The organism is Streptomyces radicis, from assembly GCF_003626575.1.
GTDB lineage: Bacteria > Actinomycetota > Actinomycetes > Streptomycetales > Streptomycetaceae > Streptomyces > Streptomyces radicis.
In genome coordinates this window covers 1-17,035 of record NZ_RBDY01000037.1, presented here as the reverse complement: position 1 = coordinate 17,035, position 17,035 = coordinate 1, and the positions used below count along the sequence as shown (strand labels likewise).

General features: G+C 73.8%; 15 protein-coding genes and 1 pseudogene. 12 read left to right on the top strand and 4 right to left on the bottom strand.

All coding sequences use genetic code 11. The features are described from left to right. Window position 1: 1 nt before the first annotated feature. Entirely contained in the window at window positions 2-1,078 is a 1,077-nt protein-coding gene (locus tag D7318_RS28760) for a DUF917 domain-containing protein (protein WP_183091650.1), read from the bottom strand. A gap of 219 nt (window positions 1,079-1,297) precedes the next feature. Here D7318_RS28760 and D7318_RS28755 point away from each other — a divergent pair, with 219 nt between their 5' ends. From D7318_RS28755 to D7318_RS28725, 7 genes are all read left to right on the top strand, one after another. Beyond that, the gene (locus D7318_RS28755) at window positions 1,298-2,551 is read left to right on the top strand and encodes an ABC transporter substrate-binding protein (RefSeq protein ID WP_120700169.1); all 1,254 of its coding nucleotides are present in this window, start codon (window positions 1,298-1,300) and stop codon (window positions 2,549-2,551) included. Between the two features lies 1 nt (window position 2,552). After that, a complete protein-coding gene (locus D7318_RS28750; protein ID WP_220729859.1) occupies window positions 2,553-3,458 on the top strand; it encodes a carbohydrate ABC transporter permease in 906 nt (301 codons plus the stop codon). 28 nt (window positions 3,459-3,486) lie between these two features. Then, a complete protein-coding gene (locus D7318_RS28745) occupies window positions 3,487-4,287 on the top strand; it encodes a carbohydrate ABC transporter permease (RefSeq protein ID WP_230424184.1) in 801 nt (266 codons plus the stop codon). A gap of 28 nt (window positions 4,288-4,315) precedes the next feature. Next, complete coding sequence (locus tag D7318_RS28740) at window positions 4,316-5,062, top strand: aspartate/glutamate racemase family protein (protein ID WP_268987367.1); 747 nt, start codon at window positions 4,316-4,318, stop codon at window positions 5,060-5,062. Window positions 5,063-5,108: 46 nt separating this feature from the next. Next, window positions 5,109-6,662: a hydantoinase/oxoprolinase N-terminal domain-containing protein gene (locus D7318_RS28735; protein ID WP_120700167.1), complete on the top strand. Its 1,554-nt coding sequence runs from the start codon at window positions 5,109-5,111 to the stop codon at window positions 6,660-6,662. Continuing rightward, window positions 6,659-7,762, top strand: coding sequence for a DUF917 domain-containing protein (locus D7318_RS28730; protein ID WP_120700166.1), 1,104 nt, complete (start codon window positions 6,659-6,661; stop codon window positions 7,760-7,762). The genes D7318_RS28735 and D7318_RS28730 overlap by 4 nt, the downstream gene beginning before the upstream one ends. A gap of 96 nt (window positions 7,763-7,858) precedes the next feature. Next, the gene (locus D7318_RS28725) at window positions 7,859-8,599 is read left to right on the top strand and encodes an alpha/beta fold hydrolase (RefSeq protein ID WP_120700165.1); all 741 of its coding nucleotides are present in this window, start codon (window positions 7,859-7,861) and stop codon (window positions 8,597-8,599) included. Between the two features lie 131 nt (window positions 8,600-8,730). On the opposite strand, the gene D7318_RS28720 is transcribed toward D7318_RS28725, so the two are convergent. Continuing rightward, the gene (locus D7318_RS28720; RefSeq protein ID WP_120700164.1) at window positions 8,731-9,411 is read right to left on the bottom strand and encodes a CBS domain-containing protein; all 681 of its coding nucleotides are present in this window, start codon (window positions 9,409-9,411) and stop codon (window positions 8,731-8,733) included. 222 nt (window positions 9,412-9,633) lie between these two features. Here D7318_RS28720 and D7318_RS28715 point away from each other — a divergent pair, with 222 nt between their 5' ends. Together D7318_RS28715 and D7318_RS28710 are read left to right on the top strand one after the other, a co-directional pair. After that, window positions 9,634-10,503, top strand: coding sequence for a universal stress protein (locus D7318_RS28715; RefSeq protein WP_120700163.1), 870 nt, complete (start codon window positions 9,634-9,636; stop codon window positions 10,501-10,503). 147 nt (window positions 10,504-10,650) lie between these two features. Continuing rightward, window positions 10,651-12,024, top strand: coding sequence for a PP2C family protein-serine/threonine phosphatase (locus tag D7318_RS28710; protein WP_120700162.1), 1,374 nt, complete (start codon window positions 10,651-10,653; stop codon window positions 12,022-12,024). Between the two features lie 20 nt (window positions 12,025-12,044). Here the strand turns inward: D7318_RS28710 and D7318_RS28705 are convergent, their stop codons facing one another. Continuing rightward, window positions 12,045-13,019: an Acg family FMN-binding oxidoreductase gene (locus D7318_RS28705; RefSeq protein WP_120700161.1), complete on the bottom strand. Its 975-nt coding sequence runs from the start codon at window positions 13,017-13,019 to the stop codon at window positions 12,045-12,047. Between the two features lie 109 nt (window positions 13,020-13,128). Continuing rightward, entirely contained in the window at window positions 13,129-13,587 is a 459-nt protein-coding gene (locus tag D7318_RS28700; protein ID WP_408055551.1) for a response regulator transcription factor, read from the bottom strand. An 80-nt stretch (window positions 13,588-13,667) separates the two neighbouring features. Here D7318_RS28700 and pflB point away from each other — a divergent pair, with 80 nt between their 5' ends. The 3 genes and pseudogenes from pflB to D7318_RS32510 all read left to right on the top strand — a co-directional run. Continuing rightward, window positions 13,668-15,953, top strand: a complete 2,286-nt coding sequence (pflB, locus tag D7318_RS28695) for a formate C-acetyltransferase (RefSeq protein ID WP_120700159.1) — start codon at window positions 13,668-13,670, stop codon at window positions 15,951-15,953. Then, window positions 15,950-16,681, top strand: a complete 732-nt coding sequence (gene pflA / locus D7318_RS28690) for a pyruvate formate-lyase-activating protein (RefSeq protein WP_120700158.1) — start codon at window positions 15,950-15,952, stop codon at window positions 16,679-16,681. Before pflB ends, pflA begins: the two co-directional genes overlap by 4 nt. 148 nt (window positions 16,682-16,829) lie before the next feature. Then, window positions 16,830-17,035 (top strand): annotated as a pseudogene (locus D7318_RS32510) (hypothetical protein); the annotation flags it as partial.

The following is a 17,035-nucleotide window of genomic DNA, read 5'->3' as shown; positions in this document are numbered from 1 at the left end:
CTCACCTCACCCTTGCCCCGCCGAGCGCCCTTGCCCCGCCGAGCGCGTGCCACGCGGGGTCGGCGGGCAGCCGCAGCACCAGCAGCGGGCGCCCCACGTGGAGCTCGTCCAGCATCACGACCTGCCAGGAGCGCACGTCCATCGCGACGATGACGTCGGGCTCCCGCGCCAGGACCTCGCCGTCGACGAGCGCCACGCCGAACTCCTCGCTGGCGTCGAGCCGCAGGACCGCGCCCGAGCGCGCGTCGACGGCCGTCACCACCATCGTCGGGGTGCCGCTCCGCACCTGCTCGATCCGCCGCACGATCCCCTCGAACAGGGCGGTGGCCGCGCCGGTGCGCAGGAAGTCGCCGAGCGGCGCCCTGCGCTCCTGGACGCGGCGCAGGACGCGGCCGAGCGCGGCCGCGCGGGAGAGCGAGCCGTCGATGACGGCGCCCCGCAGCCGACCGGCCGTGGCCGCGTAAAGGACGGCGGCGGCCGCGCCGCCGAGGCCGGGGAGGGCCGCGCGCAGCACGTCCTCGGCCCGCCCGTGGTCGGCGTCGCCGACCAGCACCCAGGTGCCGGTGGGCGAGGCGAGCGCGAAGGGCGCGGCCGGGATCCCGCGCAGCGCCATGGTCGTCTGGTCGATGCGGGCGTAGGCGCGGCCCATGCCGTCGGCGTCGACGATCGGCACCCCGAGCGCGGCGGCGACCGGGACCGACACCAGGGCGTTGGACCCGCCGATCTCCAGGCTGGCGAACGCCACGGGCCTGGTCCCCAGGTGCCGGATCAGCGCGGTGGCGGCGATGCGGGCCTCGTGCGCGGGCAGCCGCTCGCGCAGGATCTGCGGGGCGCCGACCTGGGCGACGAACATCACAACGCCGTTCTCGGGCAGATCCGCGAGCCCGACCACCGGGATCGGGCCGCTCGCCCCGACGACCGCGCGGGCGAGGGCGGCGAGCGTCTGCGGCGAGCCCCCGCCGCCCGAGCCCAACACCCGGGCGCCGAGGGCGACATCGTCGATCGCGTCGACGTCGAGCGACGTCAGACGGTCGGCGGCGCCCGCGGGCGGGCGCCCGGCGTCGGGTGGGATGGCCATGGGGCAGCCTCTCACACGCCCCGATTGTGCGGAGTGCCCAGGTCGGAGGCGGGGATTGGGCGTTCCGCTCATTGTGGGCGCGGCGGCGTCGTCCTACGTTCGAGCCTCCTCACCACCCTCTTCCCGACAGTTGGTGCCGAACCCGCACAAAGCACCGTCAGCGAGAAGCACAGCAGTCAACGAGAAGCACAAGAGGCCATCCAAGCACCGGGAGTACTGATGACCCGAACCCTCAGCGGCGGTGGGCGGCGCACGAGCGCCGTCGCCGCGGCGCTCGCCTTCATGTCGTTGGGTCTCGCCGCCTGTTCCTCGGACTCGTCCGGTTCGGACTCCGGCACCACCGAGCTGACCTGGTACATGTGGAGCAGCTCCGAGGCGGAGGTGGACGCCTGGAACCAGGTGGGCGACCTCGTCACCGAGCGGTATCCCGACATCACCATGTCGTTCGAGACGGCGAGCTGGGCGGACTACTGGACCCGCCTCGCGACCCAGGCGGGCAGCTCGTCGGGCCCGTGCATCGTGGGCGTCCAGTCGCTGCGCGTGACCGGCGTCGCCGACCTCCTCCAGCCGCTCGGGGACGTGCTGCCCGACGACGTGGACCTCGGCGACTTCGACCCCTCGATCCTCGACGCGATGACCGTGGACAACGAACAGCTCGCGCTGCCCTACGACTTCGGCCCCCTGGTCGTCTACTACAACAAGGACGCGTTCGCGGCGGCCGGGCTCGCCGAGCCCGAACCCGACTGGACCGTCGACGACTTCACCGCGGCGGCGCGGGCCCTCACGAGCGGCGACCAGTACGGGTTCGCGGCGTTCCCGAACATCGACTACTTCCTGCCGTGGGCGGTCAACATGACCGGCAGGCAGGCGGTCGACGAAACGGGCGAGCTGAACCTGACCGACCCCGACTTCGTCGAGGCGTTCCAGTGGTACGCCGACCTGGTGGGCACCGAGGGGGTGGCCGCCGAGGTGCCCGCGACGTCCAACTCCTCCGCGCTCGACCAGTTCCTCGCGGGGAACGCCGCGATGACGGTCGACGGCCCCTGGAACCTGATCAACGCCCAGTCCACCGCGAGCTTCGACGTGGGCATCGTGCCGGTCCCCGCGGGTGACGCGGGCCAGACCTCGGTCACCTCGGGCTCCGGCTTCGGCATCACCCAGGGCTGCTCGGACACCGAGGCCGCGGCGCGGGCGCTCTCCGTGATCACGGGACCCGACGCCGGGGAGTACCTGGCGAGCAGCGGCCGGGCGTACTCGGCGCGCACCGCGCAGCAGCAGTCGTGGTACGACAACGCCGTCGAAGGGGCCCAGGAGGCCCTGGAGGCCGCGGCGTCGTCCGCCGAGGCGGAGCGGACGACGGCCGACTGGACGAGCGTGGTCAGCGCGTTCCAGCAGTACGGGACGCAGGCCATCAACGGGGAGACCTCGGCCGAGGAGTTCCTGAACACCGTGCAGGAGCAGGCGGGTTCCTGACGTGAGCACTCACCTCGCCGCCCGCCGGTCCCGGGCACGCGCCCGGGACGGGTGGGCGGCGCTCGGCTTCCTCAGCCCGATGGTCATCGGATTCGGCCTCTTCATGGTCTACCCGCTGATCGCCTCGATCGTGGTCAGCCTGTACGACTGGCCGGTGTTCGGGGAGCGGACCTTCGTCGGGCTCGACAACTACCGTTCGCTGCTCGACGCGTCCACGTTCTGGACGGTCCTGCGCAACACCCTGGTCTTCGTGCTGGCCTATGTCCCCGCGAACATAGCGATCTCGCTGGGCCTCGCGGTGTGGATCTCCCCCCGGATCCGCGGACGCGGCCTGTACCGGGCGCTGTTCTTCCTCCCCGCGGTCACGCCGCTCGTGGCGAACGCCGTGGTGTGGCAGGTGATCTTCTCGCCCGGCGGCTTCGCCGCGTCCACGTGGTCGTCCGTCACGGGCGGTGAGGCCCCCAACTTCCTGGGGTCGAGCACGTGGGCCATGGCCGTCGTCGTCATGCTCTCGCTGTGGCAGGGCATCGGCTACAACCTGCTGATCTTCTCGGCCGGGCTCGACGCGCTCCCCGAGGACGTCATGGAGGCGGCGACCCTGGACGGGGCGGGAACGGTGCGGCGCTTCTGGTCGATCGTGCTGCCGCTGCTCTCCCCGAGCCTGTTCTTCGCGCTGGTGATGACGCTGATCTCGTCGTTCCAGGTCTTCGCCCAGCCGTTCGTCCTGACCGGCGGGGGCCCTGGCGACGCCACGGAGACGCTGGTGACGTATCTGTACCGGACGGGCTTCGAGCGCTTCGACATGGGGATGGCGAGCGCCGTCGCCTGGGTGGTGTTCGGGCTGATCATGCTGGTGACCGCGCTCCAGTTCCTCGGCCAGCGCCGGTGGGTGCACTATGGCGACTGACCGCGCGCCACGCCCTCGCCCGGCGTGGGTGTCCCAGATCCTGCTCACCGTGGTGCTGCTGTGCTACCTGTTCCCCTTCGTGTGGATGGTGGCCACCGCGCTCAAGCCCGCCGACGAGATCTTCCGCAAGCCGCCCACGCTGGTCGGCTCGCGCCTGGAGTGGGCGAACTTCGCCGGGGCCCTCGACCACCTGCCGCTGTGGCGGCTGCTGTGGAACTCCGTGTTCACCTCGGCCCTCGGCGCGCTCCTGGTGGTCGTGGTCTCGGTGCCCGCGGCCTACGCGTTCGCCCGGCTGCGGTTCCGCGGCAGCAACGCCCTGTTCGTGTGCTTCCTCGGCACCCTGATGGTGCCGCAGGAGGTCATCGTCACCCCGATGTTCCTGCTGACGCGGGAGCTGGGCTGGGACAACTCCTACCAGGCGCTCGTCCTGCCGTGGGCGTTCACGGCGTTCGGAACGTTCCTGCTGCGGCAGTTCTTCAGGACGATCCCCGTGGAGCTCGAGGAGGCCGCGATGCTGGACGGCGCGAGTCGGCCGCGCGTCCTGTGGTCGGTCATCGTGCCCATCGCCAGGCCCGCGATCGCGGTCCTCGCGGTGTTCACGTTCCTGACCTACTGGAACAGCTTCCTGTGGCCCCTGGTCATCGTCAGCAGCATGGACATGGCCACCGTGCCCCTCGGCCTCCAGATGTTCCTGGGGCAGAGCGGCAACCGCTGGGACCTGCTGATGGCCGCGGCGACGCTGGCCGTCGTGCCCATGGTCGTGGTCGTCCTGCTGCTCCAGCGCCACCTGGTGCGCGGCATCGCCCTGTCGGGGCTCGGCGGGCGCTGAGCCCGTCCCCTCGAGAACCCCTCGTGAGATCTCGGAGAACCCATGTCCAAGAACGTCACCGTGCACATCATCAGACCCGTGGTCGGCACCGGGATCCCCTCGCTCACGGACGGCGCCGCCCGGCGTCACCGTGCGCACCCGGCAGGTCGCCTCGGGGCCCGAGTCGATCGAGTCGGCCTACGACGAGGCGCTCGCGGGGCCCGGCACCCTGCTCGCCGCGGTGGAGGCCGAACGCGAGGGCGCCGACGCCGTCGTCATCGACTGCATGGGCGACCCGGCGCTCGAGGCGGCCCGCGAACGGCTGACCGTTCCCGTCCTCGGCCCAGGACAGACCGGGATGCACATGGCCGCGCTGCTCGGCCACCGTTTCGCCGTCCTGGCCGTCCTGCCCCGGCTGACCAGCCGCTTCGAGGCCGCGGCGGCGCGGTACGGGCTGGCGTCGGCGCTCGCCTCGGTGCGCGCCGTGGACGTCCCGGTGCTGGCCATCGAGTCGGCGGGGGACGAGCTCGTCGCGCGCATGACCGAGCAGGCCGTCGCGGCGGTCCGCGAGGACGGGGCCCATGTGCTGCTGCTGGGCTGCACCGGGATGATCGGCCTGGCCGAGCGGCTGCGCCCCGCCCTCGACGCCGCGGGGCTCGACGGCGTCCCCGTCGTCGACCCGGTGCCCGCCACCGTGCAGGTCGCCGCGGGTCTGGTGCGCGCCGGGCTGCGCGCCTCGGGGCTTTCGTATCCGCCGCCCCCTCGCAAGCGATACCTCGGGGTACCCGTCGCCTGAGCGCGGCAAGGGACCCGGCACCACCACAGGAGCGACAAGGAGCAACGTGCACATCGGGATCGACGTCGGCGGGACCAACACGGACGCCGTCCTCATGTCGGGCGAGACCATGCTGGCCTCGGTCAAGCGCCCCACCAGCGCCAACGTGACGGACGGCATCGTCGCCGCGCTGGCGGGGCTGGCCGAGGCGGGCCCCCTCGACGCCTCGGCCGTCGCGGCGGTGATGATCGGGACGACGCAGTTCACCAACGCCGTGGTCGAGCGCCGCCAGCTGTCGCGCACCGGCGTGGTGCGGCTCGGGCTGCCCGCGGGCACGGGCGTGCCGCCCATGTCGGACTGGCCGCGCGACCTGGCCGCCACCGTGGGCCACCACGTCCACCAGGCGCACGGCGGCAACGAGTTCGACGGCCGTGTGCTGTCCCCGCTGCGGCCCGACGAGCTGCGGGCGATCGGCGAGCGGCTCGCGGCCGACGGCGTGGACGCCGTCGCCATCAGCTCGATCTTCTCCCCCGTCTCGCAGGACGCGGAGCTCACCGCGGAGTCCCTCCTCAGGGAGGCGCTCCCCGAGGCCCGCTACTCGCTCTCCCACCGCATCGGCAGGCTCGGGCTGCTCGAACGGGAGAACGCCACCATCCTCAACGCGGCCCTTCTCGGGTTCGCCGAGACCGTCACCGAGGCGTTCACCGCCGCGCTCACCTCGAGCGGCATCGACGCGCCGCTCTATCTGTCCCAGAACGACGGCACGCTCATGGACGTCATGTACGCGCGTAGCTACCCCGTCTCCACGTTCGCCTCGGGGCCGACCAACTCCATGCGCGGCGCCGCCCTGTTGACCGGGCTCGCGGACTGCGTGGTCATCGACGTCGGCGGGACGACCTCCGACATCGGCATGCTGGCCGGCGGGTTCCCGCGCCAGGCGGGCAGCGAGGTGGACATCGGCGGGGTGCGCTCCAACTTCCGCATGCCCGACGTCGTCTCGGTGGGCATCGGCGGCGGCAGCCGCATCCGCTCCGAAGGGGGTGTCACGGTGGGCCCGGACAGCGTCGGTCACGCGCTGCGGGAGCGGGCCCTGGTGTTCGGCGGCGACACCCTCACCGCCACGGACGTGGCCGTCGCCGCGGGCCTGGCCGCGGTCGGCGACCCGGCGCTGGTGCGCGGGCTCGACCGGCACCTCGTGCGCCACGCGCTGGAACGGATCACCCACCGCATCGCCGAGACCGCCGACCTGATGCGGGTGACGCCCGACCCGCTGCCCGCCGTGCTCGTCGGCGGCGGCAGCGTCCTGCTCGGTGACCGACTGCCCGGGTTCGACAGCGTGGTGCGGCCGGGGGACGCGGGCGTGGCCAACGCGATCGGCGCCTCGATCGCCCAGGCCGGGGGCGAGGTGGACCGGATCTACCCGCTCGGCACGGGCGACAGGGCCAAGGCCACCGAGGCGGCCAGGACCGAGGCCGTCGAACGCGCCGTCGCCGCCGGTGCCGACCCCGCCACCGTGGAGGTCGTCGACATCGACGAGCTCCCCATCTCCTATCTGCCGGGCAACTCGGTGCGGATCCGCGCCAAGGCCGTCGGCAACCTGCTCCTGGGGGAGACCCGATGACTCCGACCCACGCCCCGCTCACCCGCGTCGACCTCGAGCACCTGCCCGACATCGCCCGCGGCTCGGCCCTCCTCGGCACCGGCGGGGGCGGCGACCCCTACATCGGCCGCCTGCTCGCGGCGCGGGCGATCGAGGAGCACGGGCCCGTGCCGGTGACGGCCCTGGCCGACGTGCCCGACGACGCCCTGGTCGTCGTGGTGGGGGGCATCGGGGCGCCCACGGTGATGGTGGAGAAGATCCCCGCCGTCACCGAGGTGACCCAGGCCATCGACCGGCTGCGCCCCGCGCTGCCCCGGCCGATCACCCACATCGCCTGCACCGAGATCGGCGGCGTCAACTCCATGCTGCCGATCGCCGCCGCCGCCCGCACCGGGCTGCCGCTCGTGGACGCGGACGGCATGGGCAGGGCGTTCCCCGAGCTCCAGATGCTCACCCCCTCGCTCATGGGCGTCACCGCGTGCCCGCTGACGGTCGTCGACGACAAGGGCAACGCGATGCTGCTCGACGCGGTGGACAACCTCACCGCCGAGCGGCTGGCCCGCGCGATCACGGTCGAGATGGGGTGTTCCGCCACCTACACGATGTACCCGATGCGGGGCGCCCAGGCCAGGGAGGGGCTGATCCCCGCGACCCTGTCGGCGGCCCACGACCTGGGCCGGCGGATGGCCGCGGCCCGCGCGGAGCACCGCGACGTCGTCGCCGAGGCGTGCGCGGCGCTCGCGGGCCTTGAGCTGTTCCGCGGCAAGGTCACCGCGATCGAGCGGGCCACGGTCGGGGGATTCGCCCGCGGACGGGCGTCCATGGAGGGCACGGGCGCCCACCAGGGGCGGCGGCTCGACCTTGAGTTCCAGAACGAGTACGTCGTGGCCCGCGTCGAAGGCCGCGTGGCCGCGAGCGTTCCCGACCTGGTGTGCGTGCTCGACGCGGAGACCGGGACGCCGGTGACCACCGAGGGCATGCGGTTCGGCGCCAGGGTCGCGGTCATCGGCGCACCGGCCGACCCGCGGTGGCGCACCCCCGAGGGCCTGCGCCTTGTCGGCCCCGCCAGCTTCGGCTACGACTTCCCCTTCCGCCCGGTCGAGGAGCTGGCGCCCCGCTGACCGCCCACCAGGAAGGCCGTCGAGAGTGCCCGCCGCGCCGCCCCCACGGCCCGAACGTCACCAAGAGGTACCTGTCGGCTCAGTAGCGTCCTGCCCATGAGTACGTCGCACACGAAGACCTATGTCCTGGTCCACGGCGCCTGGCACAGCGGGCGCGCCTGGGACCGGGTGGTCCCGCCGCTGACCCGGGCCGGGCATCTGGCGTTCGCCCCCTCGCTCACCGGCCACGGCGAGAAGGAGCACCTGCTCGGTCCCGACGTGGGGCTCGACACCCACGTCGCCGACGTCGTCGGTCTCCTCGTCGACGAGGACCTCACCGACGTGGTGCTGGTCGGGCACAGCTACGCCGGAATGGTCATCTCCGGCGTGGCCGACCAGGTGCCCGACCGGATCGCCGGTCTTGTCTACCTCGACGCGATGGTCCCGGTCGACGGCGAGACCGTGCTCGACGTCATCCCCATGACCGGGCAGCTGTTCGAGCGGGCCGCCGACTCCGCCACCCCGTGGCGCATCCCGCCCGTGCCGGAAGGGCCGCCGCCCATCGGCCTGTTCGGGGTCACCGACCCGGCGGACGCGGCCTGGCTGCGCACGATGCTCTCGGACGAGTCGGCGCGCTGCTTCACACAGCCGGTCCGACTGGCCGACCCGGCCGCGGCGGCGATCCCCAGGACGCACATCCACTGCGTCGGCAGCACGCCCGAGGGCCTCACCCGCCGCCCCGTCCCCGCCACCCAGCCCAACGGCACCCCGTCGCGGGTGTGGGAGCTGCGGAGCGGCCACGACTGCATGATCACGGCGCCGGAAGGACTGACCGAGCTCCTGCTGAAGGTCGGCTGACCCGGAGCGCCTGGGCCAGCTCGGGGCCGCGCGGCCACAGCGAGAACCACGTGGGCGCCGGTCGGTCGGCAGCGCGGGAATCGGCAGCGCGGGAACGGGAGTTCGCTGGATTTCTCAGCAGGGTGGCCCGTTCACCTGTGCGTCGGGCTCCTTCCCCGGTCGGCCCTCGAGTCGTCGACGCGATGGGTGAGGCGGTTGACGACGGCGATCACGCCGTCCGTCTGGGCCGTCATGCGCAGGGCGATCGGGACGTCGCCGCTGCGTTCCACCCGGCCCTTGAGCGTCACCACGCCGTCGGCGACGGCGACCTCGACGGCACCGGGGGGCAGCAGGAGCGCCCTGGCCAGGACGTGGTCGAGCACCTCGGCCCGCAGCTCCGCGTCCGTCCGCAGGAACACACTCAGCAGGTCCCTGCGGCTCACGATGCCCACGAGCCGGTCCTCATCGTCGAGCACCGGCAGGCGCCGCACCTGGTGGTGGGCCATCGCGCGGGCCGCCAGCACCAGGGGATCCCTGGCGTGGACGGTGATCGCGGGGGCCGACATCAGCTCCCCCGCGGTCCTGGCGCCGATCGCGTCGGCCGCCCCGCGTCCGGCGCGCCGACGCCCCGGGCGCCACCGGCCCCCGGCGGCGCGCGGCGCCAGGAGGTCGGCCTCGGAGACGACGCCGACGACCTTCTCGTCGTCGTCCACGATCGGCAGTCCGCTGACGCGGTGCTCGGCGAGCAGGGCGGCGATCCTCTTGAACGGCGTGGTGGGCGTGGCCCTGACCACATCGTTCGTCATGACGCTGCCGACCATGCGCTGCTTCATGGCGCGTTGCCTCCTTCTGCGGGGGTCCTCTGTCGCTCCTCCCGCGCTCCACACTCCGCCCGCGCCCGCGCCACTCAAAGGGCCGAACGGTGCCGATCCGCGGGGCCGTCCGGCTCCTCAGGGGAGCCGGACGGCCCCCTGCGCCGCGGGCGCGGCGGCGGGAGGCTGAGGGGGAGAGACACCCCCCGAGGACAGGCCCGGGGGCCCGAGGAGGCCGATCGCATGTTCCGCTCCGTCACCGTGGGCCTTGACGGCTCGCGCGAGAGTCTCGACGCCGCCGACTGGGCGGCCCGCGAGGCGGCGCGCCGCGCGGCGCCCCTGCGGCTCATCCACGTGGGGGCGCCGCCGATCGAGCCCACCCACGGCGTGGCGGCCGCGGCGCCAGGGCCGTGGGCCGCGCGGATGCTGCGGACCACGGCCGAACGCCTCGCCAGCCGCCACCCGGGGCTCGACGTCTCGCACGAGCGGCTCACGGGCGTGCCCGCCGTCCTCCTGGTGGAGGCGGTCGGCAGCGGGGAGCTGCTGGTGCTCGGCTCGCGCGGGCTCGGCAGCGTCGCGGGCTTCTTCGTCGGCTCGGTCACCCAGAGCACGGTGGCGCACGCCGCGTGCCCCGTGGTGCTGGTGCGCGCGAGGGCCACCGCGCCCGGGGCCGCGCCCGAGGCCGCGGGCGAGGTCGTGCTCGCCCTCGACTGCCACGCGCCGAACGACGCCTTGGCGCGCTTCGCGTTCGAGGCCGCCGCCACGGCGAAGGCGCCCCTGCGGGCCGTCTCCACCTGGTCGGTGCCGCCGCTCTACGGGCCATCGCCAGGCGCGGCCGACCCCAGGATCCTCGACACGCTCAGGGAGGACAACGCCCGCCTGCTGACCGAGGCGCTGCGCCCGTGGCGCGAGGCGTACCCGGGCGTCGAGGTGGACGAGGAGTCGGTGCTGGGCCGCCCCGCGCGGGAGATCACCCGGGTGGCCGAAGGCGCGTCGCTCGTCGTCGCGGGCCGCCGCGTGCGCCGCTCCCGGCTCGGCGCGCACATCGGGCCCGTGGTCCACGCGCTCATGAACCACTGCCCCGCCCCGCTCGCCGTCGTCCCGCACGACTGACCCGGCGCCCGCACCGCCGGGACGGCGCCCGTGCGCCGACCGGGTGCATCCGCCCGCCGCCGGACCGGTCGGGGTCCTGGCGGGGGTGGCACGCCGTATACCTGAGACGTTCGGACACGGGGTGGCACGGGACGCGGCAAGGTGGCGATGGACGGGAACGACGCGCAGGATCTGCCCATCCGGTCCCTGGTCGACCTGCCGCCCAGCTCCGACCTCGACCGCCTCGGCGACCAGCTGCACCGGCTGGCCCAGGCGCAGGGCAGGCTCCAGGCCCTGCTCGGGGCGGTCCTCGGGATCAGCAGCGAGTTGGAGCTGCCCGCCGTGCTGCGGCGCATCGTCTCCACGGGGATGAAGCTCGTCGGCGCCCGTTACGGCGCCCTCGGCGTGCTGGACGAGCGGGGCGAGGAGCTGGCCGAGTTCATCCCGCTCGGGCTCTCCGCCCAGGAGCTCAAGCACCTCTCCGGGACCGAACTCCCCCGTGGCCGCGGCCTGTTGGGCCATCTGATCCGGCATCCCGAGCCCCTGAGGGTCGCCGACATCCGCCAGCACCCCGAGTCCGCGGGCTTCCCCGAGGGCCACCCCGCGATGCGTTCGCTCCTGGGCGTCGCCATCAGCGTCCACGGCCGGGTCTACGGCAACCTCTACCTCTCCAACCCCGGCGGCGCGCGCCCGTTCCACCCCCATGACGAGGGCGTCATCCGCGCGCTCGCGGGCACGGCCGGGATCGCCATCGAGCACGCCCGCCTGTACGAGCAGGCCAGGTCCAACGCGGAGACCTTCCAACGCCTGCTGCTCCCTGGCCTCGGCGACCTGCGCCCCTTCGACGCCGCGGCGGTCTACCGGCCCGCGGGCGCCCCCGGCGGCCTCGGCGGCGACTGGTACGACGCCGTGCTGCTGCCCTCGGGGGAGTGCGCGGCCGTCATCGGCGACGTCTCGGGGCACGACCTGAGGGCCGCCGCCGCGATGTCCAGGATCCGCAGCATGCTGCGCGCCCTGCGCCTGACGTCGTCGGGGACGCCGGGGTCCGTGCTGGCCCAACTCGACGGGATCTACCGGCAGGTCGGCGAGGACCTGATCACCACCGCCTGCCTGGCCCATGTGGCGCCGAGCGGCCAGGGCTGGTCGCTGAGCTGGAGCAACGCGGGCCACATGCCGCCGCTCGTGCTGCTCCCCGACGGGCGAGGCCGTTACCTGGAGGCCGAGCCCGGGCTGCCCCTGGGCGTCGACCCGGGGCGGGCCCGCGCCGACCACACCCGCGCGCTGCCCGCCGGGACCACGATCGTCCTGTTCACCGACGGCCTCGTCGAACGCCCTGGCCGCTCGCTCGACGAGGGCCTGGCGAAGCTGGCCGACGTCGCCACCGCGCACGCCGACCGCCCCGTGGACGAGCTCTGCCACGCCCTGGTCGAGCACAGCCCCGCCGACGGCCACGACGATCTCGCGGTGCTCGCCCTGCGCACCCCCGAGCAGACCGGCTACGCGAGCCCCCCGCCGGTCAACGCGCCCGAGCCCGCGGCCTGAACGCCGGGCCTGAACGCCGGTCAGCCCTCGCCGTCGAGCGTCCGCCCCACCGGGCGCCGCGGCGTGGCGGGGCCGAGCGGGCCGTAGCCGAGCCGGATGAGCATCTGCGCATGGCCCCGCTCCGCGCGTGGATCGCGCAGGGCCCATCGGAGGTCGGGCCACTCGAGCGCCTGGTGCAGGAGGGACGTGCGCAGGGTGCGGGCGGTGGCGGTCAGCAGGACGCGTTCGAGCGCCTGGCCCGCGCGCAGCCAGTCGGTGCGCCGGTCGTGGGCCGTGCTCAGCACCGCGAGGAGCGGGCGCGCCTCGAAGTCGGCGGTCGGCAGGTCCTCGCGGCGGCGCAGCCCCGTGAAGTCGCGCAGCGGGAGGTGGCCCGTGGCGTCGCGCGGGCCGAGCGCCGCCGCGGTCAGCCCGTCGCCCGTGCCGTCCCGCAGCCAGGCCAGGGTCTCGGCGCGGCGGTGCCGGTCGTGGTTGTTGCGCGCCTCGGCCTCCGCGGTCAGCCTGAGCAGGCGTTCGACCTCCGCGTCGTCGGGGAAGGCGAGCGACGCGTGCTCGACGAGGGCGGCGTCCGCGAGCTCGGCGAGCAGCCGATCCGGTGGGCGGCGCCGGGCGAACGGGAACCGGCTGCTGTGCCTGCGCCACACCGCCGGATACAGGTCGGGCCCGTGGCACTCGGCGCGCCGCGTGCCCACGATCCGCAGCGTGCCCAGGAGCACCGGCTCATCGGGGCACGGCAGCAGCCGGACGACCGGGCGCAGGCCGAGGTGGGTCGCGGCGACCCGCAGGTTGAACAGCGCGCCACCCACCGAGACATGCAGCGCCCGCGCCAGCGGATCGGCGTGCGGCAGGGCGCGTTCACGGGCCGCCCTGACCTCGAGGGTGAGCGTGTCGGGCACCAGGCGGTAACGCCAGGGCTGGGTGTTGTGGATCGAGGGCGCCGCCGACGCCGCCGAGAGGAGTGTCGTCAGCGCCGCCGCGTCGATGGATCCGGTCTGCATGGGGTTCTCCCTCCGTCCCGCGGCCAGGCTCCCGCGCCGAAGGGGGCGGCGGGGAGGGCCGTTCGGCTCCGGCGGAGGGGCCGGAAGGGCCGTTGTCCCGCCTTGTGACTCAGGCCCTCGGCGGGGTGACCCGGCCCGCCAACACGGCCGCCTGGACGCGGCGTTCGACGCCGAGCTTGGCCAGCATGCGGGAGATGTGGTTCTTGACCGTCTTCTCCGACAGACAGAGGCGCTGGCCGATCTGGCGGTTGGTCAGCCCTTCGCCGACGAGGACGAGGATCTCCCGCTCCCGGGGCGAGAGCGCGGCCAGCGCGTCGTCGTCGTCGAACGACGTGAGCATGAGGCACGCCAGCTCGGGCATCGCGGAGCGCAGCTCACGGCAGACCGTGATGCCGTCCCCGTCGGGCAGCCTGACGTCGAGCACCGCGACATGCGGGCGCAGCGCCGGTCCCCCCCGTACGTCGTGTGGTGTGCCGTCGATGGTGACGCACCGGGGGCCGGTGCGCATGGGCCGAACGGCCCCATCGCCGCGCCGCCGAAAGGGGCCCGACGGCGCGGCTGACGGCACCGCACGGCCCTGTGCGGCGCGTCGGCCGCCGGGCGAGCATCCGGAGCGTGGGCGTTCGCCCGAGAGAACGGGAGGCACCGATGACCCGAAAAGCCCGAGCCGACACGGAAACCGACACCGGCACCGACATCGGCACCGACACCGCCGCGGCGTGGCGCGGCTTCACGGGGCGGCACTGGCGGGAGCACGTGGATGTGCGCGACTTCATCAGGGCCAACTACACGCCGTACGAGGGGGACGCGGCCTTCCTCGCGGGTCCGACCGCGCGGACCCGCGCCGTGTGGGAGAAGGTCGCCGCGCTGTTCCCCGAGGAGCGCCGCAGGGGCGTTCTCGACGTCGACGCGGCCACGCCCTCGACGATCACGTCGCACCCGCCCGGCTGGATCGACCGCGACCGCGAGCTGATCGTGGGCCTCCAGACCGACGCGCCGCTCAAGCGGGCCATCATGCCGAACGGCGGGCTGCGGATGGTCGAGAACGGCCTGCGGGCGTACGGCCACGAGCCCGACCCGTTCGTCACCCGCGTCTTCGGCGCCTACCGGAAGACACACAACGACGGCGTCTTCGACGCGTACACGGCCGAGATGCGCCGCGCGCGCAGGGCCGGGATCATCACCGGGCTCCCCGACGCCTACGGGCGTGGCCGGATCATCGGCGACTACCGGCGCGTCGCCCTCTACGGAACGGCCCGCCTGGTCGAGGCCAAGCGCGCCGAACGCGCCACGCTCGACGCGCTGCCCTCCACCGAGGACGTCGTCCGCGACCGCGAGGAGCTGGCCGAACAGATCAGGGCCCTGGGCGAGTTGGCGGCGATGGCCGCCACCTACGGGTGCGACGTCACGCGCCCGGCGGCCACCGCGCACGAGGCGATCCAGTGGCTCTACCTCGGCTTCCTCGGCGCGGTGAAGGAGCAGAACGGCGCCGCGATGTCGCTCGGCCGCACCTCCACGTTCCTCGACGTCTACCTGCGGCGCGACCTCGACGAGGGCCGCGTCGACGAGAGCCGCGCCCAGGAGCTGGTCGACGACTTCGTGATCAAGCTGCGCATCGTGCGGTTCCTGCGCACCCCCGAGTACGACGCGCTGTTCTCCGGCGACCCGACGTGGGTGACGGAGTCCATCGGCGGCATCGGCGCGGACGGCCGCACGCTGGTCACCCGCACGTCGTTCCGCTTCCTCCAGACCCTCTACAACCTCGGCCCCGCGCCCGAGCCCAACCTCACCGTGCTGTGGTCGCCGCGCCTGCCCGAGGGGTTCAAGCGGTTCTGCGCCCGGGTCTCGATCGACACCAGCGCGATCCAGTACGAGTCCGACGACCTGACGCGCCCGCGCACCGGCGACGACACCGCGATCGCGTGCTGCGTCTCGGCGATGGCGGTGGGGCGCCAGATGCAGTTCTTCGGGGCCCGCGTGAACCTCGCCAAGGCCCTGCTGTACGCGATCAACGGCGGGCGCGACGAGCTGACGGGCGAGCAGGTCGCCCCCGAAACCCCGCCGCTCACCGGGGAGTTCCTCGAGTACGACGAGCTGGCGACCGCGTTCGACCGCACCCTCGACTGGCTCGCGTCCACCTATGTCAACGCGCTCAACGTCATCCACTACATGCACGACAAGTACGCCTACGAGCGGCTCGAGATGGCGCTGCACGACCACCCGGTCCACCGCACCATGGCCTGTGGCATCGCGGGACTCTCGGTCGCCGCCGACAGCCTCGCGGCCGTCAGCTACGCCCGGGTGCGCGTCATCCGCGACACGACGGGCCTCGCCGTCGACTACGCCGTCGAGGGCGACCACCCCACCTATGGCAACGACGACGACCGCGCCGACTCCCTCGCGGCGGGCCTGGTACGGGACTTCATGGCCAAGCTCCGCCGCCACCCCACCTACCGGGGCGCGGAGCACACCCAGTCCGTGCTCACCATCACGTCCAACGTCGTCTACGGCGCGCACACCGGCAACACCCCCGACGGGCGCCGCGCGGGCACGCCGTTCGCCCCCGGGGCCAACCCCATGAACGGCCGCGACCGGCACGGCGTCGCCGCCTCCGCCCTGTCCGTGGCGAAGATCCCCTACGACCAGGCGAGCGACGGCATCTCGCTGACCTCCACCATCACCCCCGAGGGCCTGGGCCACGACCCGACCGAGCGCGCGGGCCACCTGGTCGGCCTCCTCGACGGCTACATGGCGGCCGGGGGCTTCCACATGAACGTCAACGTCCTGGACCGGGCCACCCTCGAGGACGCCATGGCGCACCCGGAGAAGTACCCCGAGCTGACCGTCCGCGTCTCCGGATACGCCGTCAACTTCGTCCGGTTGACACCCGAGCAGCAGCGGGACGTCATCAGCCGCACGTTCCACGGCTCATGACGAGCGCGGGCCGCACGCACTCCTGGGACCTGTCCACCGGTGTGGACGGTCCGGGGACGCGGTTCGCGCTGTTCCTGAGCGGGTGCCCGCTGCGCTGCGGCTACTGCGCCAACCCCGACACATGGCACATGCGGGACGGCAGGCGGACCACGGCCGACGAGGTGATGGACGCGATCGGCAGGCGCGCCTCGTTCCTGCGAACGGCCGGGGGCGGCGTGACGGTCACCGGCGGCGAGCCGCTGCTCCAGCCCGCGTTCACCGGCGAGATCCTGTGCCGCTCACGGGAGTTGGGCCTGCACACGGCCCTCGACACGTCGGGGTTCCTCGGGGCAAGGGCCGATGACGCCCTGCTGGCCGCCACGGATCTGGTCCTGCTCGACATCAAGTCCTTCGACGTGGGCGCCTACCGCCGCCTCACGGGCGGCGGCCTGGCGCCCACCCTGTCGTTCGCGACCCGGCTGGCCAGGATCGGCGTCCCGATGTGGATCCGCTATGTCCTGGTGCCGGGCTGGACCGACGACCCGGCGGCCGTGGAAGGACTCGCCCGCTTCGTCGCCGGGCTGCGCACCGCGGAACGCGTGGACATCCTGCCGTTCCACCGGCTCGGCGCCGCCAAGTACGAGGCCCTGGGCCTCCCGTTCCCGCTGCGCGACACCCCTCCCCCCGACCCCGCGCTCGTGGCGCGCGTGCGCGAGCGCTTCCGCGCGCACGGCGTGCGGGCGCACTGAACGCCCTCCCGTCACCCCCCCCGTCAACGCCTCGTCAATGGGGCCGTTCGGCCCCCGCGAGGTGTCCCGCGCGGCCCATCCGCGGCACCCGCGCCGCGCGGGACAGTGAAGACGCAGCGAAAGACCTCAGCCCGAGAGGATCCCGATCATGGCCGTCCACGACCACCCCCGTCACCGTCCCTTCCACCTCCCGACCCCGCGGGCCACGTCCGACGCGGCGGCGCGTTCCGCCGTGGGGTCGGTGCCAGGTCGGATCCTCGCCGGGCTCCGTGTGGCGCTGGGCTTCGTCTTCCTGTGGGCGTTCCTCGACAAGGCCTTCGGCCTGGGCTACGCCACCCAGGCGGAGAACGCCTG